Origin of the sequence: Streptomyces shinuiensis, from assembly GCF_043660855.1 — a bacterium.
In the GTDB taxonomy this organism is placed as follows: domain Bacteria; phylum Actinomycetota; class Actinomycetes; order Streptomycetales; family Streptomycetaceae; genus Streptomyces.
This window is the reverse complement of sequence record NZ_JBIHML010000001.1, coordinates 1080546-1102944: the sequence shown is the minus strand read 5'-3', so window position 1 is coordinate 1102944 and position 22399 is coordinate 1080546. Positions and strand designations below refer to the sequence as shown.

Below are 22399 nucleotides of genomic sequence, written 5' to 3'. Positions count from 1 at the left end.
CGTGCCACACTGCGCCGTATGCGACGTCTGTTCCCCCCTTTCGAGTACCCCGCGGCACCCACGGCCCCCGGGCGGGAGGAGCCGCCGTCCGCCGTCCGGCCCTGGACGCTCGAGGAGATCGCCGACGCGTACGCCTACCCCGCCGCCGCGGCCGGTGGGGCCGGACAGGCCGCGCGGCCCTGGCTGCGCGGCAACATGGTCGCCTCCCTCGACGGCGCCGCCCACCACGGCGGACGCTCCCAGCCGCTGTCCTCGGACGCCGACATGCGGATCTTCGGGGTGCTGCGCGCACTGGCGGACGCCGTGGTCGTCGGCGCCGAGACGGTACGCCGGGAGGGGTACCGGCCGGCCCGCCGCCGCGAGGCGTTCGCCGCCCGCCGCGAGGCGGCCGGGCAGGGGCCGGCCCCTGCCATCGCGGTCGTCAGCGCGAGTCTGGACCTGGACTTCTCCCTGCCGCTGTTCACCGAGCCGCCGGTGCCCACCCTGGTGCTCACCGGCGCCGCCGCCCCGGCCGGCCGCCAGGACGCGGCGCGCGAGGCGGGTGCGGTGGTGGTGCACGCGGGCGAGGGCGCGGAGGTGGACCCGGCGCGGGTGCCGGGCCTGCTGGCCGGGCACGGCCACACCCGGCTGCTCACCGAGGGCGGGCCGCGCCTGCTGGGCCGCTTCGCGGCCGCCGGCGTCCTGGACGAGCTGTGCCTGACCGTCTCCCCCCGGATCACGTCGGGGGGCGCCGCGCGGATCCTGGACGGCCCCGGCTTCGAGACCCCCGCGGAGTACGAGCTGACCTCCCTGCTGGAGGAGGACGGGTTCCTCTTCTCGCGCTACCGCCGCTGCCCCGGAGCGGCCCGCAAATGACCGGATCTGTTTGTCTGCGCCAACAAGGTGTGACGTGCACAGAATGAGATACGCAGAGTGAAATGCGCAGTCCCACATCGGGGTGGGGCCGGACAGTCGTCGTACGGGTCGCCGACCCGTCAGGAGGAGAGGCACCTGCCGTGTTCACGTCCGTACTGATGATCGAGAAGCCGCTGGTGCCCACCGACGTCGAGCTCGTCACCACGCTCCACGGTGACGAGCCCGTCTCGTTCGTCGTGCTCATGCAGCCGCGCGGCGACCAGGACCGGCTGCTGCGCGCCCTGGACGACGTGGCGCTCGGCGAGCTGGACGACGCCGTCCGCGAGGCCACCGGGCAGGACGAGGAGGAGGCGGCCGGCAGCCCGGCCTCCCCGGCCGAGCGGGCGCTGGAGCACTCGCTGGGCGCGCTGCGCGCGGCGGGGGCGGAGGCCGTCGGCCAGATCGTCCAGGACCACCCCCTGGACCTGCTCACCTCGGTGGTGGAGGAGACGGGCGCCGACGAGGTGATCGTGCTGACCGCGCCGCACCTGGTGGAGGAGTTCTTCCACCGCGACTGGGCCTCCCGCGCCCGCCACAAGGTCGGCGTCCCCGTGCTCAAGCTGTTCGCCCACGGCGAGTAGGCCGGACAAAGGCGCCGCACGCCGCCCGCGGGCACCCGGCCCGCTCGCATAGGCTGGGGCCGGGTGCCTGCGGGCGGCGTGCGCGGCCCGGCCCGGCCGTACCGCCGCACGGACACCCCGGAATATCCGAGAACGCCCGAGAACGCCCGAGAACACCGCCCCGGCGGACACACCGCCCGGAGCACCCCCGAAAGGACACCGCATGGCGCCCGGCCTGCCGACCGCGATGGAACGACCGCACTTCATCGGCATCGGCGGAGCCGGGATGTCCGGTATCGCGAAGATCCTCGCCCAGCGCGGCGCGAAGGTCGCCGGCAGCGACGCCAGGGAGTCCGCCACCGCCGGGGCGCTGCGCGCCCTCGGGGCCACCGTCCACATCGGCCACGCCGCCGCCCACCTCGCCGCCGACGCCACCGCCGTCGTCGTCTCCAGCGCCATCCGCGACGACAACCCCGAGCTGGCGGCCGCCCGCGAGCGCGGCGTGCCCGTGGTGCACCGCTCCGACGCGCTGGCCGCCCTCATGGACGGCCTGCGTCCCATCGCCGTCGCCGGCACCCACGGCAAGACGACCACCACCTCGATGCTCGCCGTCGCCCTGGACGCGATGGGCCTGGACCCCTCGTACGCCATCGGCGGCGACCTCGACGGCCCCGGCACCAACGCCCGCCACGGCGGCGGGGAGATCTTCGTCGCCGAGGCCGACGAGAGCGACCGCAGCTTCCACAAGTACGCCCCCGAGGTGGCGATCGTCCTCAACGTGGAGCTGGACCACCACGCCAACTACGCCTCGATGGAGGAGATCCACGAGTCGTTCCTCACCTTCGCCGGCCGCGTCCGCCCCGGCGGCACCCTGGTGGTCGGCGCCGACCACCAGGGTGCCCGCGAGTTCACCGCCCGACTGCGCGCCCGCACCGCCGAGGACGCCCGGGGTCCGCGGGTCATCACCTACGGCGAGGCCGACGACGCCGACGTACGCGTCCTCAAGGTCCTCCCGCAGGGGCTGACCAGCGAGGTCACCGCCGTCCTCGACGGTACGCAGCACACCTTCACCGTCTCCGTCCCCGGCCGCCACTACGCCCACAACGCCGTCGCGGCCCTGGCCGCCGGAGCGGCGCTGGGCGTCCCGGCCGGCGCCCTGGCCGCGGCGCTGGCCTCCTACACCGGCGTCAACCGCCGCCTCCAGCCCAAGGGCGAGGCGCGCGGGGTGCGGGTCATCGACTCCTACGCCCACCACCCCACCGAGATGACCGCCGACATCGAGGCCATCCGGGGCGCCGCCGCGGGCGGCCGGGTGCTGGTCCTCTTCCAGCCGCACCTGTTCAGCCGCACCCGCGAGCTGGGAGCGGAGATGGGACAGGCCCTGGCGCTGGCCGACGCCTCGGTCGTCCTGGACATCTACCCGGCCCGCGAGGACCCGATCCCGGGCGTCACCAGCGCCGTCATCACCGACGCCGCCCTGGCCGCGGGCGCCGAGGCGCGGCCCGAGTCCGACAAGCCGGCCGCCGCCGCCCTGATCGCCGGAATGGCCGAGCCCGGTGATCTCGTTCTCACCATGGGAGCGGGCGACGTCACCGAACTCGGCGCGACGGTGCTGGAACGGCTGGCCGCCCGCCCGGCGAACCGAGGAGGCTGAGGAGGCACCCATGGGTTACGAGATCGACAAGAGCGAAGAGCAGTGGCGGCAGGAGCTCAGCCCCGCCGAGTACCACGTGCTGCGCGAGGCGGGCACCGAGCCGGCCTTCACCGGTGAGTACAACCACACCAAGACCACCGGTGTCTACCGGTGCCGCGCCTGCGGGGCCGAGCTGTTCCGCTCCGACACCAAGTTCGAGTCCCACTGCGGCTGGCCCAGCTTCTTCGACCCGGCCGGGTCCTCGGCCGTCGAACTGCTGGAGGACCACTCCCACGGCATGGTCCGCACCGAGGTGCGCTGCGCGCGCTGCGGCTCCCACCTGGGCCACGTCTTCCGCGGCGAGGGCTACCCGACCCCGACGGACGAGCGCTACTGCATCAACTCCGTCTCCCTGAATCTGGTGCCGGAGGAGGGCTGACCGGGACCCCGCGCGGGGAGCGTCACCGCAGCACCGCCGCCGAGTGCGGGCCCAGCCGCAGCAGGCCGTCGCCCTCCGGGGCCTCGCACTCGCCCCAGGAGGCCAGCTCGGCGGCGGTGTGCACCGACAGGGGGATCTCGGCGGTGCCCTCCCCGGCCAGGTTCACCGCCACATGCAGCCCGCCGTGGCGCATGCACAGCCAGCGCCGCTCCTCGTCGTGGGCGACGTGGACGTCCACCAGCCGGGTGCGGGGCGAGACGTGGGCGCGGCGCAGCGCGATGAGCGCGCGGTGCCAGGCGAGCAGACCGGCGTGCGGCTCGCGGTGCGGCTCGTCCCAGTCCAGGCAGGAGCGCAGCCGGGTGGCCGGGTCCTGCGGATCGGGCACGTCCGCCTCCGACCAGCCGTGCGCGGCGAACTCCCGCCGCCGCCCCCGCCGTACCGCCTCGGCCAGCTCCGGGTCCTGGTGGTCGGTGAAGTACTGCCAGGGGGTGCGCGCGCCCCACTCCTCGCCCATGAACAGCATCGGCGTGTACGGCCCGCACAGCACCAGCGCCGCCGCGCAGGCCGCCAGGCCGGGGGAGAGGTGGGAGGCCAGCCGGTCGCCCTGCGCCCGGTTGCCGATCTGGTCGTGCGTCTGGGCGTAGGCGACGAAGCGGTGCGCCTCGGTGGCGGTGCGGTCCACCGCCAGGCCGTGGCGGCGGCCCCGGAAGGAGGAGTAGGTGCCGTCGTGGAAGAACGCGCCGGTCAGTGACTTGGCCAGGGCCGCCATCGGGGCGCGGGCGAAGTCGGCGTAGTAGCCCTGCGACTCACCGGTAAGGGCGGTGTGCAGGGCGTGGTGGATGTCGTCGTCCCACTGGGCGTCCATGCCCAGCCCGTGCGCCTCGCGCGGCGCGGTGGTGCGCGGGTCGTTGCGGTCGGACTCGGCGATCAGGAACAGCGGTCTGCCCAGCTCGGCCGACAGGACGTCCACGGCCGCCGACAGCTCGGCCAGGAAGTGCTCGGCCCGCTCGTCGATCAGTGCGTGCACCGCGTCCAGCCGCAGCCCGTCCAGCCGGTAGTCGCGCAGGAAGGCCAGCGCGCTGCCGGTGAAGTACGCCCGCACCTCGTCCGATCCGGGCGCGTCCAGGTTGACCGCGGCCCCCCACGGGGTGTGGTGGCGCTCGGTGAAGTACGGGCCGAACTCCGGCAGCCGGTTGCCCGACGGGCCCAGATGGTTGTGGACCACGTCCAGGACCACGCCCAGCCCGTGGCCGTGCGCGGCGTCCACGAACCGCTTGAGGCCCTCGGGACCTCCGTACGGCTCGTGCACCGCCCAGGGCGCCACCCCGTCGTAGCCCCAGCCGTGGGCGCCGGGGAAGGGGCTGACCGGCATCAGCCCGACATGGGTGACGCCCAGGTCGGCCAGATGACCCAGCCGGCCGGCCGCCGCGTCGAAGGTGCCCGCCTCGGTGAAGGTGCCGATGTGCAGCTCGTACAGGACCGCGCCGTCCGGGCCGCGCCCTTCCCAGTCGTGCCGCCAGACGTACGCCTCCTGGTCCACCACCGCGGCGAGCCCGTCAGGGCCGCCGGGCAGCCGGCGGGCGCGGGGGTCGGGCAGGGCGGGCCCGCCGTCGACGGAGAAGCCGTAGCGGGTCCCGTGCCCGGCGGACGCCTCGGCCCGCCACCACCCCTCGCGCCGCGGGTCGCGGTGCATGGGGTGCTCCTCGCCCCCCGCGTGCAGCGCGACCCGTCGCGCGTATGGCGCCCACACCTCGAACAACACCGGAGATCTCCTTCGGCCGACGGCACCTCAGGGCTCCAGCATGCCCGTTTCGGTGCGTTTCAGCTTGTTCCGCGACCCGTGCAGACGCGGCGCCGCACCACCGGATGCCCGGCACGGGCGAAGTGGGCGGCCATCGGGGTGTTGCCCGCATCGGTGGCCGCCGCGACCGCCCGGGCTCCCCGAAGCCCCGCCAGGGAGTGGGCTGGACAGCTCCGGGACGGGTCCGGAGAATGACGGGCCATGGCATCTGTGGAGCCCCGGGCGGTCCCGCCGCGTCCGTCGGAGGAGGACCGGGAACGCGCCCTGGAGGTGCTGCGCGACAGCGCGGCCGAGGGACGGGTGTCGCACCGGACGTTCGAGCACCGGATGGATCTGATCCTCACCGCCCGCCGCTCCGACGAGATCGAGGCGGCGGTGCACGATCTGCGCCCTCCGCCACCGGAGCCGGCTCTCATCAGGTTCGTCGGCGCGGTCTCGGCGCTGCCGGGGCGGCTGCGGCGGGCCTGGCGGACGGCCCGGCTGCCTGAGCTGATGCTGCCCGCGCCCGGCCCGTATCCGATGAGCATCGGCCGCGCGCCCGGCTCGGTGCTGCGGCTGAACGACGAGACGGTGTCCCGGACGCACGCCCAGCTGCACAGCTCGGCGCGGGGGTGGACGCTGCGCGATCTGGGTTCGTCCAACGGCACCTGGGTCAACGGCCGCCGGGTGACCGGATCGGTGAGCGTGCGTCCGGGGGACCACGTGCGGTTCGGGCAGGTCGGCTTCCGCCTCGGCGGCCGCTGACCCGCCCTCACCGGATGCCCGTGGAGGGCGGGTGCCGCGCTCAGTGCGGCATGCAGTGCGGCGTGGACGGGTCGCCCGCTCCGCCGTTCACCACGTAGCCGAAGGTCGTCGACCCGTCCGGTTCCAGGCTTTCGCCGTACAGCGGGCCCTGGGCGTGGACGCCGGTGCCGTCGTAGGTGGGCGAGGCGTTCCACATGTTGTCCACCCGCTGGCCGGATGCCAGGTCGAAGTGGACGGTCCAGCCGTGGAGGGTGGTGTCGCCGGTGTTGGTGACGGTCACCTCGCCCTGGTAGCCGCTGCCCCAGTCGTTGACCTTGCGGATGACGGCGGAGCAGGAGGCCGCGCCCGGGTCGGTGGGCTCCTCGCCGGGGTCGCCCGGGTCCTCGCCGCCGTCCGTACCGGGGAAGACCACCTCGCCGTTGCCGCCGTCGAAGACCACGTCGGAGCAGCTGTAGAAGGTCTCGTTGCTGTCCGAGCGCGACCAGACCATGTAGATGATGTGGCGGCCGCTCTTGTTCGCCGGGAGGGCGCTGGTCCAGGTGTACTTGCCGTCGATGGTGCCGACCGAGCCGGAGAGCTGCGGGTCGGTCACCGAGTCGAAGGGCTGCTCCTCCAGGTCGTCCCAGCCCAGTGGCTGGTTCGGGTCGTAGCCGTCCTTGGTGACGTAGAGGTGGAAGGTGCCCGGGTGGGCGGCCCACGCGTTGTAGGCGAACGGCATCTGGGCGCCGGAGGTCAGCCGGGTGTACGGCCAGTCGGAGCGCGCCTGGTTGAAGGCGGTGAAGTCGTACGGGCCGCCGGTGCCGCCGCTGCACAGTTCGCCGTCGGGGATGAAGCCCTCGGTGCGTCCGGCGCCGTCGGAGCGGAGCACGGCGAACCAGTTGTAGAACGGGGTGGACCCGCCCTGGGCCAGGGCGTCCGCGCAGGCGGGGTTGTCCGGCTGGAGCGCGCCGGTGGAGGTGTGCGCGTTCTCCCAGCACAGGTAGGTGCGGCTGCCCGGGTTCATGGGCGCGCCGTGTGCCTGGGCCTTGCCCGCGGGGAGGAAGAACACCAGGCACAGGGCAGGCAGTGCGGCCAGCAGCGTCAGCAGGACGCCTCTGCGGGGGCGGCTTGTATTTGGTGTGAGCATGCCATTCATGGCGGACATGCCGTCTGAGCGTGTCGTCATCGCGCCGGAGGTCCCTTCAAGCACGTGTGGGGGTGGGGCTGCGACCGATGGGAGCGCTCCCATCCTCTGGAGAAGGTAGCGCGGGTACCGGTGCGTGTAAATGCTCCGCTCACACCGTGACGGAAATTCCCTACCGGGCGGGGCGGCACACCGCCGTCCGTGCGAACCCCCGGCACCCTCAGCCGCGCACCAGCAGCGCCACCGGCCACCCGGCCAGCAGCTCCGCCGTCGCCACGCTCCCCTCCGCCTCCCGGCCGCCCAGCAGATCCCGCCACCGCCCCGGCGGCAGCTCCAGGACGGTCTCCCGCCAGCCGCCCGCACCGGCCAGCCGCAGTGAGAGCCGGGTCGCGACGCAGACCACCGCACCCGAGCGCGCGTACGCCACGCAGTGCCCGGCCGCCGGCCCCACGGCCCGCAGCGGCTCGTACGACGCCGCCGCGCCGAACCACTGCGGGTGCTCCCGGCGCAGCCGCAGCGCCGTCTCGGTCAGGACCCGCTTCTCCGGGGACAGGGACTCCGGCAGCCAGGCGGCTGCCTCCTGCCGCGCCTCGGAGGTCTCCTGCGGCACGCCCGGTGGGAAGGGCGGGAAGTCCGGCAGCCTCCGGTTGTCGGGATCGACCAGCGCGGTGTACACCCGCTCGGTGCCCATGTAGAGGTCCGGCACGCCCGGCATGGTCAGATGCAGCAGCGCCGCGCCGAGCACGTTGGCCCGCACCGGCTGTGCCAGCTCCCGCGCGAACTCCGCCACCGTGTACAGCGCAGGCCCGCCCGGCCCCGACACCGCGAAGCGCTCGACGGCCTCCTCGTACGCCGCGTCCCGCTCCGTCCACGTCGTGCGCAGCCCCGCCTCCCGCACGGCCTTCAGCAGCGCGGGCACCAGCCGCTCCTGACAGGGGAAGCCCATGCCGTACGCCGTCTGCCACGCCACCCACGCCACATGCCGGTCCGGGGCCTCCACCCCGAAGGCGCGCAGCGTCTCCCGCGTCACCCGCTCCAGCAGCTCCGCCCACCGCCGTGGGCACTCGGTCAGCACCGCCAGTGCCGCCCGTACGTCCGCGCTGCGTTTGGTGTCGTGCGTGGACAGCACGGTGCCGGTGGCCGGCCAGTCGCGCTGGAGGCGTGCGCAGTACGCGTGGAACTCCTCCGGCGCCACCCGCGGGTTCCCCGGGTCCCCGCCCACCTCGGCGGCCGACAGCAGCGGCGCGTGGCGGTAGAAGGCGGTGTCCTCCTCCGACTTGGCCCGCAGGGCCGCGCAGACCTGCGCGAACCGCGCGCAGAAGTCCCGCTGGGCCTCGCCGCCCCCCAGCTGCCCCAGCGCCAGATCCCGCACCACGTCCACCGCCGCGGCCTCCTGGGGCACCGCGAACGCCGCCCGCGCGCCCCCGGCCGCCTCCTCCAGCATCGCCCGGTCCTCCGCGCCCACCGGGCCGCCCGCGGTGACGTACGGCCGGTACACCGGCACCCTCGCCAGCACCTCCTCGATCGCGGTGCGCAGTGCCCAGGGCGCGTGGTCGCGCAGCGCCAGGCCGGGTGCGGCCTCGCACACGGCGGCGGCGGTGCGGGTCAGCCGCCCGACCTCGGCGGCCAGGTCGTGGGCGACCACCTCCCGGGCGGCCCGCCGCACGGTCGGCCCCCACTCGCCGCCCAGGTCCGGCGCGGCGCCGGTGAAGCCCCGGTAGACGGCGGCCAGCTCCGCCAGCCCGTCCGGGTCGACGAAGAGGCCGTCGACGTGGTGCAGCGCGTCGTACCCGGTGGTCCCGGCCACCGGCCAGGACACCGGCAGCCGCTCGCGGGGGCCGAGGATCTTCTCCACCACCGTCCAGGCGCCGCCGCTCTCCCGCGCCAGCCGCAGCAGATACGCGCCCGGGTCGGCCAGCCCGTCCGGGTGGTCGACCCGCAGGCCGTGGACCACGCCCTCGCGCAGCAGCCGCAGCACGCACGCGTGGGTGGCGGCGAAGACCTCCGGGTCCTCCGCGCGCACCCCGATCAGATCGGCGATGGTGAAGAAGCGCCGGTAGTTCAGCTCGGTGCGGGCCAGCCGCCACCAGGCCAGCCGGTAGTGCTGGGCGTCCAGCAGCTCGGGCAGCGGCAGGTGCTCGGTGCCCTCGCGCAGCGGGAAGCGGTGGTCGTGGTACGCCAGGACGCCGCCCTTGACCGTCAGCGCCCCCAGTTCGTCGCCCAGCCGCCCGCCCAGCACCGGCAGCAGCACGCGCCCCCTGCCTCCGGCGGGTGAGCCCCCGGCACCGCCCGCCTCCCAGTCGATGTCGAACCAGCGCGCGTAAGGGGATGCCGGACCCTCGCGCAACACCTCCCACAGCGCCTCGTTGAGCCGTTCGGGGACGGGGACGCCCATGTGGTTGGGGACGATGTCCACCACGATGCCCATGCCGTGCTCCCGCGCGGCGCGCGACAGCGACCGCAGCCCCTCCTCGCCGCCCAGCTCCTCGCGGACCCGGGCGTGCCCGGTCACGTCGTAGCCGTGGGCGGAGCCGGGGGCGGCCTCCAGCACCGGCGACAGGTGCAGATGCGAGATCCCGAGCGAGGCCAGGTACGGCACGGTCTTCTCGGCGGCGGAGAACGGGAAGCCGGGCTGGAGCTGGAGCCGGTAGGTGGCGGTCGGCACGGCCGGCGGAAGCGGCGCCGGCTGCGAGGCAGGGGCGGGGGGCGCGGAAGGGGACTGAGGGGACATGTGGTGCATGTTCCCTCCGGGTGCCCGCCGAACCCGCCGCCTGTCGGGCGACGTCCCCGCCCGGGAAGGCGCGCCCGGCCGGTCGCACGGGGCGCCGGGCCGGCCGGGCGGAAGCGGTCAGGCGGGGCGCTGGAGCACCGTCAGACTGCGGTCCACCAGGGTGATCCGGGAACCCGCCTTCACCGTGGGGCCGGTGCCCGGCGGGACCCCGTCCTCCCGCGAGGTGTCCACCACGACCTGCCACTCCCGCCCGTGGTCCACCGGCACGGTGAACCTGCGCGGGGTGGGCTGGGCGTTGAACATCAGCAGGAAGGAGTCGTCGGTGATCCGCTCGCCGCGCTCGCCGGGCTCGGAGATCGCGTTGCCGTTGAGGAACACCGTCAGCGCCCTGGCCTGGGCCTCCTGCCAGTCCCGCTGGGCCATCTCCTCGCCCTCGGGGGTGAACCAGGCGATGTCGGAGAGCTCGTCGTGGGTGCCCTCCACCGGCCGCCCGTGGAAGAAGCGCCTCCGCCGGAAGGCCGGGTGGTCGCGGCGCATCCCCACCATGGCCTGCACGAACTCGCACAGCTGGTGCTTCCCGCCCGCCTTCGGCCAGTGCACCCACGACAGCTCGCTGTCCTGGCAGTAGGCGTTGTTGTTGCCCTTCTGGGTGCGGGCGAACTCGTCGCCGTGGGCGAGCATCGGCACGCCCTGGGAGAGCAGCAGGGTGGCGATGAAGTTGCGCATCTGCCGGCCCCGCAGGGCCTGGACGTCCTCGTCGTCCGCGGCCCCCTCCACCCCGCAGTTCCACGAGCGGTTGTGGCTCTCGCCGTCCCGGTTGCCCTCGCCGTTGGCCTCGTTGTGCTTGTCGTTGTACGACACCAGGTCGTGCAGGGTGAAGCCGTCGTGGCAGGTGACGAAGTTGATCGAGGCCAGCGGGCGGCGCCCGTCGTCCTGGTACAGGTCGGAGGAGCCGGTCAGCCGGGAGGCGAACTCCGCCAGGGTGCGCGGCTCGCCCCGCCACAGGTCCCGCACGGTGTCGCGGTAGCGGCCGTTCCACTCCGTCCACAGCGGCGGGAAGTTCCCCACCTGGTAGCCGCCCTCGCCCACGTCCCAGGGCTCGGCGATCAGCTTCACCTGGCTGACCACCGGGTCCTGCTGCACCAGGTCGAAGAACGACGACAGCCGGTCCACCTCGTGGAACTGGCGGGCCAGGGTGGCCGCCAGATCGAAGCGGAAGCCGTCCACGTGCATCTCGGTGACCCAGTAGCGCAGCGAGTCCATGATCAGCTGCAGGACGTGCGGGGAGCGCATCAGCAGCGAGTTCCCGGTGCCGGTGGTGTCCATGTAGTACCGGGGATCGTCGGTGAGCCGGTAGTACGAGGCGTTGTCCAGGCCCCGGAAGGACAGGGTCGGCCCCAGGTGGTTGCCCTCGGCGGTGTGGTTGTAGACCACGTCGAGGATCACCTCGATGCCCGCCTGGTGCAGCGCCTTGACCGCCTGCTTGAACTCCAGCACCTGCTGGCCCCGGTCGCCCCAGGAGGCGTAGGCGTTGTGCGGGGCGAAGAAGCCGATGGTGTTGTAGCCCCAGTAGTTCGCCAGCCCGGCGTCGGCCAGCCGGTGGTCGGTGACGAACTGGTGGACCGGCATCAGTTCCAGCGCGGTCACCCCCAGCTTCGTCAGGTGCTCGATGACCGCCGGGTGGCCCAGCGCCGCGTAGGTGCCGCGCAGATCCTCGGGCAGCTCCGGATGGAGCATCGTCAGGCCCTTGACGTGGGCCTCGTAGATGACCGTCTGGTGGTAGTCGGTGCGCGGGGGCCGGTCGTCGCCCCAGTCGAAGTAGGGGTTGACCACCACCGACGCCATGGTGTGCGGGGCGGAGTCCAGGTCGTTGCGCCGTTCGGGTTCGTCGAAGTGGTAGCCGTATACCGCCTCGTCCCAGTCGATGGCGCCGCTCATCGCCTTGGCGTAGGGGTCCAGCAGCAGCTTGGCGCTGTTGCAGCGCCTTCCCTTCTCCGGCTCGTACGGCCCGTGCGCGCGGAAGCCGTAGCGCTGGCCGGGCATGACGCCCGGCAGGTAGGCGTGCCGCACGAACGCGTCGGACTCGCGCAGCTCGATCGCCGTCTCCGACCCGTCGTCGTGCAGCAGGCACAGTTCGATGCGCTCCGCCGCCTCCGAGAACACGGCGAAGTTCGTCCCGGCCCCGTCGTACGTGGCGCCGAGGGGATAAGCCCGTCCAGGCCAGACCTGCATGTCGACTCTTCCTGTCGCGGTCTCTACCCGTTACCCGTTTTCGCTGCATCCTTGCGCAGTACTGGTGCGGGAGGCGGCCACCGGATGGGCACAGCATCCATCTTCCCCCGGATGAGCGTACGGAGAAAGGAACTTGGTGGCGGGATACTGCTGCGTCCCCTCCCGGGAGGGCAGTAGGCTCCTTGATCGAACAGCAGGTCCGGAAGGCGGTGCACAGGTGGGCTCGGGAGGGCTTGAGCTCCCCTCGGGGAGCGGGGGCGGCGAGAGTGGTGCCGCCGGAACGCCCGGAGCGGTGCCGCCCGGCACGGTCTCCCTGGCCCGGCCGATGGAGATCGGCGCCGATCTGGCCTGGGGCGCCGAGGAGTGGGCCGAGGTACGGCTGCGCGCCCAGCGGGCGGGACGGGCCTACATCTGGCTCAACCTCGTCGAGCAGCGGCTGCGCGCCGTGGTCGCGGCGGTGCTGCGGCCGATCTACGAGCCGGTGCACGGCGAGGACTGGGTCGTGGCGGCGGCCGGCCCGACCGGGCAGGAGTGGGTCCAGCGCGCCGCGGCCGTACGCGAGGTCAGCCGCCGCAAGGGGTATCTGCTCGACCCGGCCGACGACACCCTGCTGTCCTTCCTCACCCTGCCGCAGCTTCGCGAGCTGGTGGTGCAGCACTGGCCCTGCTTCGAGCCCTACTTCGACGGGCGGCGTGAGCTGGAGCTGGCCCTGGACGAGCTGGAGGTCGCCCGCAGCGCGGTGGCGCGCAACCGCGCGCTGTCCCCGGCCGTCCTCGCCCAGGCCGAGCGGATCTCGGCCCGGCTGCTGGACCTGCTGGGCGCCGGCCGCGACATCCCCTCCGCCCACCGGCTGCCGGTGGACGCGGTGGAGGAGCTGGTCGGCGACCGCTTCGCCGACGTCGTCGGCGTCCACCCGGACCGGGTGCGCCTGCAGCGCCAGCTCCCGGCCGAGGACCTGTTCGGCCGGGCGCGCCGGCTGGACGCCATCGGCATAGGACTGAACCTGCTGGTCCAGAACTACTCCGGGCGCCGTCTGGTGCGGCTGGCCGGGTCCGGCTGCCGGGTGCGGCTGCTCTTCCTCAACCCGGCCAGCAGCGCGGTGCGCCGCCGGGAGCGGGAGCTGGGACTGAAGAAGGGCGAGCTGAGCCGTTCGGTGGAGACGAACATCCTCCACATGCGGCGGGTGCGCTCCCGGCTGCGGGACGCCGACGCCTTCCAGATCCACGTCTTCGACGAGACCCCGCGCTTCACCGCCTACCTCGTCGACGGCGACGGGCCGGACGGCGTAGCGGTGGTCCAGTCCTACCTGCGCCGTACCCGGGGCATGGAGGCCCCGGTCTTCGTGCTGCGCGGCGGCGGCCGGGACATCGTCCAGGGCGGAGCCCCGGGGGGCGTCCACGGCGGCGGCCCGCACGGGGAGGGCGCCGAGGGCGGGCTGTTCCACCTCTACCGCGAGGAGATGGAGTCGGTGTGGGCCGACTCCCGGCCGGTGTCCTGATCCGGCCCTCACCCCGCCCGGCTCGCCCGGCGACGGCGGCGGCGGTGGTCACGCTCCCGGCCGTCCGATCCGCCGTCACCGGGATCGCCGAGCTCAACGCGTCCCCCGTCCGGGAGAGCGCGGCCGGGGTCACCGGCCTCGTCCCGGCCGCGCCGGCCCGCTACGCCGCGCTCGCCTTCCTGCTGGAGAACGCCCCGGGACGCGCCGTGCTGCCGGTGCCGCGCGGAAAGCCGCCCGCGGCCTCACAGCCGGGGATGCGCCCCCGGCTGTGAGGCCGCGGGCGCTCGGGGCGCGTCACGCGCCGGTGGGCAGGCTCACGCGCCCGGCCCACCGGACCAGCGCCTCGTCGTAGCGCCGTGCCATCAGGCGGGCCAGCTCCGGGGCGTCGCCCAGCACCGGCGCCAGCAGATCGGCGCCCGCCTCGCGGGCGCCGGCGGCGATACGGTCCGGGAGGAAGCCGGGTGCGACGACGTACGGGGCGACGGCCACCCGCCGCGCCCCCCGGGCGCGCAGCTCCCGCACCGCGTCGGCGGTGCGGGGAAGGGATGCGGAGGCGAACGCGGGCCGCACGGCACACCAACCGGAGATGTGCCGCCACTCCCGCGCGATGTCTGCGATCACCGCGATCGCCTCCGGGTCGGAGGAGCCCGCCGAGGCCAGGACGACACCGGTCGAGCGTTCGTCGCCGGGCCGCAGCCCGGCCTCGCGCAGCCGCCGCTCCAGGCCGGCCGTCAGCAGCCGGTCCGGACCCAGGACGTCGGCCTGGTGCACCGCCAGCCGCGGCAGCCGCGCCGCCGCCTCGCCCAGCACCGCGGGGATGTCGGCCTTGGCGTGGAAGGCGCGGGTGAGCAGCAGGGGCAGCGCCACCACCCGCCGTACGCCGTCGGCGTGGAGACGGGCGAGCACCTGCGGTACCGAGGGGGCGTTGAAGTCCAGATGGCCCACCTCGACCCGCAGCCCGGGGCGCAGCCCGCGCAGCCGGGCGCACAGCGCGGCCACGGTCGCCGCGTGGCGCGGGTCGCGGCTGCCGTGCGCGGTGACCAGCAGGGCGGGACGGGCGCCGCGGGTGCCGCGGGCGTCCGGGGCGTTGCGGGCGGGGACGCGGAGGATGCGCACGGGGTTGCTCATTGTCCGGTTGTCGGTGCCAGGCCGCGGTTGTGCAGGACGCGGCGTTCCACGGGGGAGAACAGTGTTGTTTCCACGGCCACGCCGACCGCCAGGATGAGCATCACCGAGGCCAGTACCAGGCTCAGCTCACCGTCCTGCCGGCCCGCGTCCAGGATCCGGCCGATGCCGGGCAGGGGGGTGGCGGTGATGAGTTCGGCCGTCATCAGGGCGCGCCAGCCGAAGGTCCAGCCCTGTCGCAGGGCGGTGACGAGGCCGGGCAGTGCGGCGGGGAGGAGGATGTGGACGGTGCCGGGCAGGCCGCCGGCGCCCATGGAGCGGCCGGCGCGCAGCAGTAGTGGGGGGATCCGGTCGACGGCGGCGGTGACGCCGGCGGTGATGGAGGGGACCGCGCCGAGGAGGACCACGGTGTACACCGCGCCCTCGGAGTTGCCCAGGGCGATCACCGCGACCGGTACCAGGGCGGCGGCCGGCAGGGATTGCACGGCGGACAGGATGGGGCCCACGACCGTGCGCAGCGGCGCGACCCGGGTGAGCAGCAGCCCCAGGGGGACGCCGAGGGCGGCGGAGGCGGCGAAGCCGGTCAGGCAGCGCAGCAGGCTGTGGCCGAGGGCGGGGGGCAGGGTGCCGTCCGCCCAGGTGCCGGCCAGTTCGCCCCATACGGCGGCGGGGGCGGGCAGGGTCGCCGACCAGGTCAGGGTGTGGGCCGTCTGCCACAGGGCCAGGACCAGGGCGGCGGCGGCCAGCGGCGGCGCGGCCTTGGCCAGTATCCGGCGTGAGGTGGCGGCGGTGGCGGAGGCGGGGGACTCCAGGGCGTCCAGGCCGGACGCCATCTCGCCGGAGTCGCCGGAGTCGCCGGAGTCGCCGGTGCCGCTGGGGCCGCCGGTGTTGCCGGGGCCGTCCGCGGTCCGTTCCGGGGCCCGGCCGGTGCTGTGCCCCGGGGGCTCGTGTCCGGGGTGCCGCCGGGGGTCCTCGGTGTCAGTGGCGGGCATGGCGGACGATCTCCTCGTGCAGGTGGCCGGTGATCTCCCGGGCGAGGGAGGTGACGGCGGTGTCCTCGATGCGGCGGGGGTGGGGGATGGCCACGTCCCACTGGTGTGCCACGCGTCCGGGGCGGGAGGACAGCAGTACGACGCGCCGGCCGAGCCGTACCGCCTCGCGTACGTTGTGGGTGACGAACAGCACGGTCAGTTCCCGTTCGCGCCACACGCGGGTCAGTTCCTCGTGGAGCAGGTCGCGGGTGATGGCGTCCAGTGCGGCGAAGGGTTCGTCCATCAGCAGTACCCGGCTGCCCTGGGCCAGGGAGCGGGCCAGGGCCACGCGCTGGCGCATTCCGCCGGAGAGCTGGTGGACCCGTTTGCCGTACGCGTCCGGCAGCCGGACCAGCCGCAGCAGTTCCTCGGCCCGGGTGCGTCGTTCGGTCCGGGGGGTTCCGGCCAGTTTCAGGGCGAGTTCGATGTTGCGGCCGGCGCTCAGCCAGGGGAAGAGGGCGTGGTCCTGGAACATCAGGGCGGGCCGGCCGTGCGGTACCCGTACCTGGCCGGAGGTGGGGTGGTCCAGGCCGGCCACCAGGTTCAGGAGGGTGGACTTGCCGCAGCCGGAGGCGCCCAGCAGGCAGACGAACTCGCCGGGGGCCGCCGTCAGGTCGATGGTGTCCAGTACCTGCTGGCGGGTGTGGGGGGAGGTGCCGAAGGACTTCGAGACACGGTCGAGCCGCACCGCGTACGGGGAGGCCTGCCCGGCCCCGGCCCCGGCGGCGGACGGCACCGGGACAGGGGTGGTGAAGGCGTCCTGCACGGTGGTGCCCGCAGTGCTCAGAAGTCCCATCCGTCCTCCTGTGGGGTGTCGTTCCCGGCTGCGTGCGCCGCCCCGTCGGCTCCGGTGAAGGCGTCGCCGGACATGCCGGCGGTGAGGGTGGCGCCGTCGGCGGGGTCGATGAGCAGGAAGGAGCCGGTGCGGCGGGAGCGGGTGTAGGGGTCCAGTGGCAGTGGTTCGGCGGTGCGGACCACGATCCGGCCGATGTCGTTGGCGGCCAGCTCGCCCGGTTCGGGGTGGGGGGAGAGGTCGTCCAGGGTCAGCCGGGAGCCGATCTCCTGGACGATCGCCTTGACGGTGCGGGTGGTGTGTTTGAGCAGTACCCGCCGGCCGGCCCGCAGCGGGGTGTCGTGCAGGTGGCAGACGGTGGCGGTGATGTCCCGGGTGGGGGTGGGGGCGTCGTCGGCCGGGGCGATCAGGTCGCCGCGGGAGACGTCGAGGTCGTCGGTCAGGCGGACGGTGACCGACTGCGGTGCCCAGGCGGCCCGGGCCGGCCGGCCGAGCGTGTCGATGGCCTCGATCACCGAGGTGCGGCCGGAGGGCAGCACCGTCACCGGCTGGCCCACGCGCAGCACGCCGGAGGCGAGCTGGCCGGCGTAGCCGCGGTAGTCGGGGTGCTCGGCGGTCTGCGGGCGGATGACGTACTGCACGGGCAGGCGGGCCACGTCCGCGGCCGGGGCGTGGTCGACCTCGACGGTCTCCAGGTGTTCGAGCACGGTGGGGCCGCTGTACCAGTCCATGTGCCCGGAGGGGGTGACCACGTTGTCGCCGGCCAGCGCCGAGATCGGGATCGCGGTGACCTCCGGCACGCCCAGCGAGGCGGCGTAGGCGGTGAACTGCTCGGCGATGGCCGCGAAGACGGGCTCGGCGTAGCCGGTCAGGTCCATCTTGTTGACGACCAGCGTCACGTGCGGCACCCGCAGCAGGGCGGCGACCGCGGCGTGGCGGCGGGTCTGTTCCACGATGCCGTTGCGGGCGTCGACCAGGACCAGGGCCAGGTCGGCGGTGGAGGCGCCGGTGACCATGTTGCGGGTGTACTGCACGTGGCCGGGGGTGTCGGCCAGGATGAACCGGCGGCGCGGGGTGGCGAAGTAGCGGTAGGCCACGTCGATGGTGATGCCCTGCTCGCGTTCGGCGCGCAGTCCGTCGGTCAGCAGCGCCAGGTCCGGGCCGGCGGCGCCGCGGTTGCGGGAGGCGTGCTCGACGGCCTCCAGCTGGTCGGCCAGGACCGATTTGGAGTCGTGCAGCAGCCGCCCGACCAGGGTGGACTTGCCGTCGTCGACCGAACCGGCGGTGGCGAAACGCAGCAGCGAGGTCTCCCGCAGCAGCCCGGCCGCCCCGGCCCCGGCGGTGGTTGCGGGGGTGGTTGCGGGGGTGGTGGTGGAAGTGGTGGTCATCGCTCAGAAGTACCCTTCGCGCTTGCGGTCCTCCATGGCGGCCTCCGACAGCTTGTCGTCGGCCCGGGTCGCGCCCCGCTCGGTCAGCCGGGAGGCCGCGATCTCCGCGATGACCTCCTCGATGGTGGCGGCGTCGGAGTCCACCGCCCCGGTACAGGACATGTCACCGACGGTGCGGTACCGCACCCGGCGCTCCCGCACCGTCTCACCCTCCCGCGGGCCGCCCCACCCGCCCGGCGCCAGCCACATCCCGTCCCGGCGGAAGACCGCACGGGTGTGGGCGTAGTAGATGGCCGGCAGCTCGATCCCCTCCCGCCCGATGTACTGCCACACATCCAGCTCCGTCCAGTTCGACAGCGGGAAGACCCGCACATGCTCACCCGGGGCGTGACGGCCGTTGTACAGCTGCCACAGCTCCGGGCGCTGACGGCGCGGATCCCAGCCGCCGAACTCGTCACGCAGGGAGAACACCCGCTCCTTGGCCCGGGCCTTCTCCTCGTCGCGCCGCCCGCCGCCGAACACCGCGTCGAAGCGGTTGGCCGCGATGGCGTGCAGCAGCGGCACGGTCTGCAGCGGATTGCGGGTGCCGTCCGCCCGCTCGCGCAGCTCCCCGCGGTCGATGAACTCCTGCACCGAGGCCACGTGCAGGCGCAGCCGGTGCCCGGCCACCACCCGGTCGCGGTAGTCGATCACCTCGGGAAAGTTGTGGCCGGTGTCCACGTGCAGCAACGCGAACGGCACCGGCGCCGGAGCGAACGCCTTCAGCGCCAGATGCAGCATCACGATGGAGTCCTTGCCACCGGAGAACAAGATCACCGGCCGCTCGAACTCACCCGCCACCTCCCGGAAGACATGCACCGCCTCCGACTCCAAAACGTCCAGATGACTCAGCGCGAAGGACGTGCCGGCCGCGTCGGCGGTCCGGTCCGGCGCGGCCGCGGGCCCGGTGGTCGGTTCGGCCGAGGTCGTCACGCCAGTCCCCTCTCGGCGAGCAGGGCGTGCAGCCGGGCGGCGGAGTCGGCCACCGGCTCGGTGTGCGCCTCGATCCGCAGATCGGGAGCGGCCGGCGCCTCGTAGGGGTCGTCCACCCCGGTCAGCCCGGAGAGCTGCCCCGCGGCCTGTCTGGCGTACAGCCCCTTCACATCACGCTCGGAGCACACCTCCACCGGGGTGGCCACATGCACCTCCAAAAACGCCGTGCCCTCCGCCTGGTGGCGCTTGCGCACCGCCTCGCGGCTGTCGGCGTACGGCGCGATCACCGGGACCAGCACGACGACGCCGTTGGCGGCCAGCTTCTGCGCCACGAATCCGATCCGGGTCACGTTGGTGTGCCGGTCCTCCCGGGAGAAGCCCAGGCCGGCGGAGAGGAACTCCCTGATCTCGTCACCGTCCAGCACCTCCACCCGGTGCCCCCCGTCGCGCAGCCGCCCCGCCAGGGCGCGGGCGATCGTGGTCTTGCCGGCGCTCGGCAACCCGGTCAGCCAGACCGTGGCCCCGATGCCGGTGCCGTCGGTGCTGCCGGTTCTGTCCGTGCCGGGGGCGGTCGCCCCGCTCATCTGACGCTCCTCAACTGTCTGGGCTCCTACGGCCTTCAAGTTCGCCATCAGCCATGCAGTCCGCACTCGGTCTTGCCGCGTCCGGCCCAGCGGCCGGAACGGGCGTTCTCGCCCTTCAGCACCCGCCGGGTGCAGGGCGCGCACCCGATGGAGGGGTAACCGTCCATCAGCAGAGGGTTGGTGAGGACACCGTGATCGGCAACGTAGGCGTCCACGTCGTCCTGCGTCCAGCGTGCGATGGGCGAGACCTTGATCTTGCCCCGCTTCTCGTCCCAGCCCACCACCGGAGTCCCCGCCCTGGTCGGGGACTCGTCGCGGCGCAGCCCTGTGGCCCAGGCGTCGTACCCGCGCAGACCCTCCTCCAGCGGCCCGACCTTGCGCAGAGCGCAGCACAGGTCGGGGTCGCGGTCGTGGAGGCGCGGCCCGTACTCGGCGTCCTGCTCGGCCACGGTCTGCCGGGGGGTGAGCGTGACGACGTTGACGTCCATCACCGCCGCCACCGCGTCCCGGGTGCCGATGGTCTCCGGGAAGTGATAGCCCGTGTCGAGGAACACCACGTCCACACCGGGCGCCACACGCGAGGCCAGGTGCGCGACGACGGCGTCCTCCATCGAGGAGGTCACGCAGAAGCGCGCGCCGAAGGCGTCGGCCGCCCAGCGCAGGACCTCCAGCGCCGGGGCGTCCTCCAGTTCGCGGCCCGCCTTCTCGGCGAGTCGCCGCAGCTCGCCGGCGTCCGCCCGCAGGCCGGACCGGTCCTCGGCGGTGCTCATCGTGTCATGTCTCCCTCGGTGGAACCGGACCGCCGCAGGCCGTCGGCCAGCAGCCCGAGGAACGAGAGTTTGAAGGCGCGGTTGCAGGAGGCGCACTCCCACGCGCCGTGGCCGTCCTCGGACGGCCGCAGGTCCTCGTCGCCGCAGTACGGGCAGTAGAACGGGGCAGCGCGTTCGCTCACGGTGCCTCCTCGTTCGCTTCTCCGCCCACGCGGCGACAGCGCGGGTTCGTGACGAGGTGCGGCCCGGTGGCCGCGTGTGCGTCGCTCACGGTGCCTCCTCGTTCGCTTCTCCGCCCACGCGGCACAGGCGCCCGCGGGATCACTTCAGGGCCCCCTCGTCGGCCCGCGCCGCCCACTGGGCGAAGCGCTCGCCGTCCTGCCGCTCCTCGCGGTAACGGGTCAGCAGGCGCTCGACGTAGTCGGGCAGTTCGGCGGCGGTGACCTTCAGGCCGCGCACCTTGCGGCCGAAGCCGGGGTCCAACCCCAGCGCGCCGCCGAGGTGGACCTGATAGCCCTCCACCTGCTTGCCGTCCGCGTCGGTGACGAGCTGGCCCTTGAGGCCGATGTCGGCGACCTGGATGCGGGCGCAGGCGTTGGGGCAGCCGTTGATGTTGATGGTGACCGGCTCGTCGAAGTCCGGCAGGCGGCGCTCCAGTTCGTCGATGAGGGTGGAGCCGCGGCCCTTGGTCTCGACGATGGCCAGTTTGCAGAACTCGATGCCGGTGCAGGCCATGGTGCCGCGCCGGAAGACCGACGGGCGCGCCGTCAGGTCCAGCGACTCCAGGCTCTCCACCAGGGAGTCCACCCGGTCCTCGGCCACGTCGAGAATGATCATCTTCTGCTCGACGGTGGTGCGGACCCGGCCCGAGCCGTGGCCCTCGGCCAGCTCGGCGATCTTGGTGAGGGTGGCGCCGTCGACGCGGCCGACGCGGGGGGCGAAGCCGACGTAGAAGCGGCCGTCCTTCTGGCGGTGCACGCCGATGTGGTCGCGCCAGCGCTGGGCGGGGGCCTCGGGGGCGGGGCCGTCGGCCAGCTTCCGCTCCAGGTACTCGTCCTCCAGCACCTGGCGGAACCTCTCCGCCCCCCAGTCGGCGACGAGGAACTTCAGGCGGGCGCGGTTGCGCAGCCGGCGGTAGCCGTAGTCGCGGAAGATCGAGACGACGCCCTCCAGGACGTCCGCCACGTCCTCCAGCGGCACCCAGGCGCCCAGCCTGACGCCGAGTTTGGGGTTGGTGGACAGACCGCCGCCCACCCACAGGTCGAAGCCGGGGCCGAGCCCGGGGTGGCGTACGCCGACGAACGACACGTCGTTGATCTCGTGCGCCACGTCCAGCAGGGGGGAACCGGAGATGGCCGCCTTGAACTTGCGGGGGAGGTTGGAGAACGCCGGGTTGCCGACGACGCGGCGCTTGGCCTCCTCCAGCGCGGGCGTGCCGTCGACGATCTCGTCATCGGCGATCCCGGCGACCGGCGAGCCCAGGAAGGCGCGCGGCGTGTCGCCGCAGGCCTCGGTGGTGGACAGGCCCACGGCCTCCAGGCGGCGCCAGATCTCGGGGACGTCCTCGATGCGGACCCAGTGGAGCTGGATGTTCTGCCGGTCGGTGACATCGGCGGTGCCGCGGGCGAACTCCTGGGAGATCTCGCCGATGACGCGCAGCTGCTCGGTGGTCAGCCGCCCGCCGTCGATGCGCACGCGCATCATGAAGTACTCGTCGTCCAGCTCCTCCGGAGCCAGGACGGCGGTCTTGCCCCCGTCGATCCCGGGTCTGCGCTGGGTGTAGAGGCCCCACCAGCGCATCCGGCCGCGCAGGTCGCCGGGGTCGATGGAGTCGAACCCGCGGTGGGCGTAGATCGTCTCAATGCGTGTCCGCACATTGAGACCGTCGTCGTCCTTCTTGAACTGCTCGTTGGCGTTCAGCGGGGTGAAGTGCCCGGTGGCCCACTGGCCTTCGCCGCGGTGGCGGCCGGCCTTGCGGCGGGTCGGGGCAGCGCTGGCTGGCTTGGGGGTGTCGGCCATGGCGGTGTGTTCGTCCTTCTGCTGGACTCGGCTGCGCGGGAAGCGGACCGGATCCGCCTGGG

20 protein-coding genes are annotated in these 22399 nt (G+C 73.8%); 7 read left to right on the top strand and 13 right to left on the bottom strand.

Features of this window, described 5'->3' with window-relative positions; genetic code table 11:
• The first annotated feature begins 18 nt into the window (after nucleotides 1-18).
• The 4 genes from ACGRHY_RS04905 (at nucleotide 19) to msrB (ending at nucleotide 3526) form a co-directional block, all read left to right on the top strand.
• On the top strand, nucleotides 19-855 hold the full coding sequence (locus ACGRHY_RS04905; RefSeq protein ID WP_394634161.1) for a pyrimidine reductase family protein: 837 nt from the start codon (nucleotides 19-21) through the stop codon (nucleotides 853-855).
• 140 nt (nucleotides 856-995) lie between these two features.
• Nucleotides 996-1475 carry an indole-3-glycerol phosphate synthase gene (locus ACGRHY_RS04900; protein WP_394634160.1) on the top strand — a complete coding sequence of 160 codons (480 nt, stop codon included), beginning with the start codon at nucleotides 996-998 and terminating at the stop codon, nucleotides 1473-1475.
• A 202-nt stretch (nucleotides 1476-1677) separates the two neighbouring features.
• Nucleotides 1678-3108 carry a UDP-N-acetylmuramate--L-alanine ligase gene (gene murC / locus ACGRHY_RS04895; RefSeq protein WP_394634159.1) on the top strand — a complete coding sequence of 477 codons (1431 nt, stop codon included), beginning with the start codon at nucleotides 1678-1680 and terminating at the stop codon, nucleotides 3106-3108.
• Between the two features lie 10 nt (nucleotides 3109-3118).
• Nucleotides 3119-3526 (top strand): peptide-methionine (R)-S-oxide reductase MsrB, encoded by a 408-nt coding sequence (gene msrB, locus ACGRHY_RS04890; RefSeq protein WP_394634158.1) that lies wholly within the window; start codon nucleotides 3119-3121, stop codon nucleotides 3524-3526.
• Nucleotides 3527-3548: 22 nt separating this feature from the next.
• Here the strand turns inward: msrB and treZ are convergent, their stop codons facing one another.
• Nucleotides 3549-5288, bottom strand: coding sequence for a malto-oligosyltrehalose trehalohydrolase (treZ, locus tag ACGRHY_RS04885; RefSeq protein WP_394634157.1), 1740 nt, complete (start codon nucleotides 5286-5288; stop codon nucleotides 3549-3551).
• Between the two features lie 240 nt (nucleotides 5289-5528).
• Between treZ and ACGRHY_RS04880 the strand changes: the two genes are divergently transcribed.
• Nucleotides 5529-6071, top strand: coding sequence for an FHA domain-containing protein (locus tag ACGRHY_RS04880; protein ID WP_394634156.1), 543 nt, complete (start codon nucleotides 5529-5531; stop codon nucleotides 6069-6071).
• 40 nt (nucleotides 6072-6111) lie between these two features.
• Here ACGRHY_RS04880 and ACGRHY_RS04875 read toward each other — a convergent pair whose 3' ends face one another.
• From ACGRHY_RS04875 to glgX, 3 genes are all read right to left on the bottom strand, one after another.
• Nucleotides 6112-7215, bottom strand: a complete 1104-nt coding sequence (locus ACGRHY_RS04875) for a lytic polysaccharide monooxygenase (protein WP_394634155.1) — start codon at nucleotides 7213-7215, stop codon at nucleotides 6112-6114.
• A gap of 199 nt (nucleotides 7216-7414) precedes the next feature.
• Nucleotides 7415-9925: a malto-oligosyltrehalose synthase gene (gene treY / locus ACGRHY_RS04870; RefSeq protein ID WP_394634154.1), complete on the bottom strand. Its 2511-nt coding sequence runs from the start codon at nucleotides 9923-9925 to the stop codon at nucleotides 7415-7417.
• Nucleotides 9926-10042: 117 nt separating this feature from the next.
• Nucleotides 10043-12157, bottom strand: a complete 2115-nt coding sequence (gene glgX, locus ACGRHY_RS04865) for a glycogen debranching protein GlgX (protein WP_394634153.1) — start codon at nucleotides 12155-12157, stop codon at nucleotides 10043-10045.
• Nucleotides 12158-12374: 217 nt separating this feature from the next.
• On the opposite strand from glgX, the gene ACGRHY_RS04860 reads away from it, so the two are divergent.
• Nucleotides 12375-13655, top strand: a complete 1281-nt coding sequence (locus ACGRHY_RS04860) for a DUF5919 domain-containing protein (RefSeq protein ID WP_394634152.1) — start codon at nucleotides 12375-12377, stop codon at nucleotides 13653-13655.
• A 44-nt stretch (nucleotides 13656-13699) separates the two neighbouring features.
• Nucleotides 13700-13927, top strand: a complete 228-nt coding sequence (locus tag ACGRHY_RS04855) for a hypothetical protein (protein WP_394634151.1) — start codon at nucleotides 13700-13702, stop codon at nucleotides 13925-13927.
• 22 nt (nucleotides 13928-13949) lie between these two features.
• Here ACGRHY_RS04855 and ACGRHY_RS04850 read toward each other — a convergent pair whose 3' ends face one another.
• The 9 genes from ACGRHY_RS04850 to ACGRHY_RS04810 all read right to left on the bottom strand — a co-directional run bounded on the left by ACGRHY_RS04850 (nucleotide 13950) and on the right by ACGRHY_RS04810 (nucleotide 22337).
• Entirely contained in the window at nucleotides 13950-14783 is an 834-nt protein-coding gene (locus tag ACGRHY_RS04850; RefSeq protein ID WP_394634150.1) for a sirohydrochlorin chelatase, read from the bottom strand.
• A complete protein-coding gene (locus ACGRHY_RS04845) occupies nucleotides 14780-15772 on the bottom strand; it encodes an ABC transporter permease (protein ID WP_394634149.1) in 993 nt (330 codons plus the stop codon). The genes ACGRHY_RS04850 and ACGRHY_RS04845 overlap by 4 nt, the downstream gene beginning before the upstream one ends.
• Complete coding sequence (locus tag ACGRHY_RS04840) at nucleotides 15759-16607, bottom strand: ABC transporter ATP-binding protein (RefSeq protein ID WP_394634148.1); 849 nt, start codon at nucleotides 16605-16607, stop codon at nucleotides 15759-15761. The genes ACGRHY_RS04845 and ACGRHY_RS04840 overlap by 14 nt, the downstream gene beginning before the upstream one ends.
• Nucleotides 16595-17992 carry a sulfate adenylyltransferase subunit 1 gene (locus ACGRHY_RS04835; protein WP_394634147.1) on the bottom strand — a complete coding sequence of 466 codons (1398 nt, stop codon included), beginning with the start codon at nucleotides 17990-17992 and terminating at the stop codon, nucleotides 16595-16597. The genes ACGRHY_RS04840 and ACGRHY_RS04835 overlap by 13 nt, the downstream gene beginning before the upstream one ends.
• Before the next feature lie 3 nt (nucleotides 17993-17995).
• On the bottom strand, nucleotides 17996-18964 hold the full coding sequence (gene cysD / locus ACGRHY_RS04830; RefSeq protein WP_394634146.1) for a sulfate adenylyltransferase subunit CysD: 969 nt from the start codon (nucleotides 18962-18964) through the stop codon (nucleotides 17996-17998).
• Complete coding sequence (gene cysC / locus ACGRHY_RS04825) at nucleotides 18961-19548, bottom strand: adenylyl-sulfate kinase (protein WP_394634145.1); 588 nt, start codon at nucleotides 19546-19548, stop codon at nucleotides 18961-18963. The genes cysD and cysC overlap by 4 nt, the downstream gene beginning before the upstream one ends.
• A gap of 47 nt (nucleotides 19549-19595) precedes the next feature.
• A complete protein-coding gene (locus tag ACGRHY_RS04820; RefSeq protein WP_394634144.1) occupies nucleotides 19596-20318 on the bottom strand; it encodes a phosphoadenylyl-sulfate reductase in 723 nt (240 codons plus the stop codon).
• On the bottom strand, nucleotides 20315-20500 hold the full coding sequence (locus ACGRHY_RS04815) for a hypothetical protein (RefSeq protein ID WP_394634143.1): 186 nt from the start codon (nucleotides 20498-20500) through the stop codon (nucleotides 20315-20317). The genes ACGRHY_RS04820 and ACGRHY_RS04815 overlap by 4 nt, the downstream gene beginning before the upstream one ends.
• Nucleotides 20501-20639: 139 nt before the next feature.
• Nucleotides 20640-22337: a nitrite/sulfite reductase gene (locus ACGRHY_RS04810; protein ID WP_394634142.1), complete on the bottom strand. Its 1698-nt coding sequence runs from the start codon at nucleotides 22335-22337 to the stop codon at nucleotides 20640-20642.
• Nucleotides 22338-22399 lie beyond the last annotated feature (62 nt).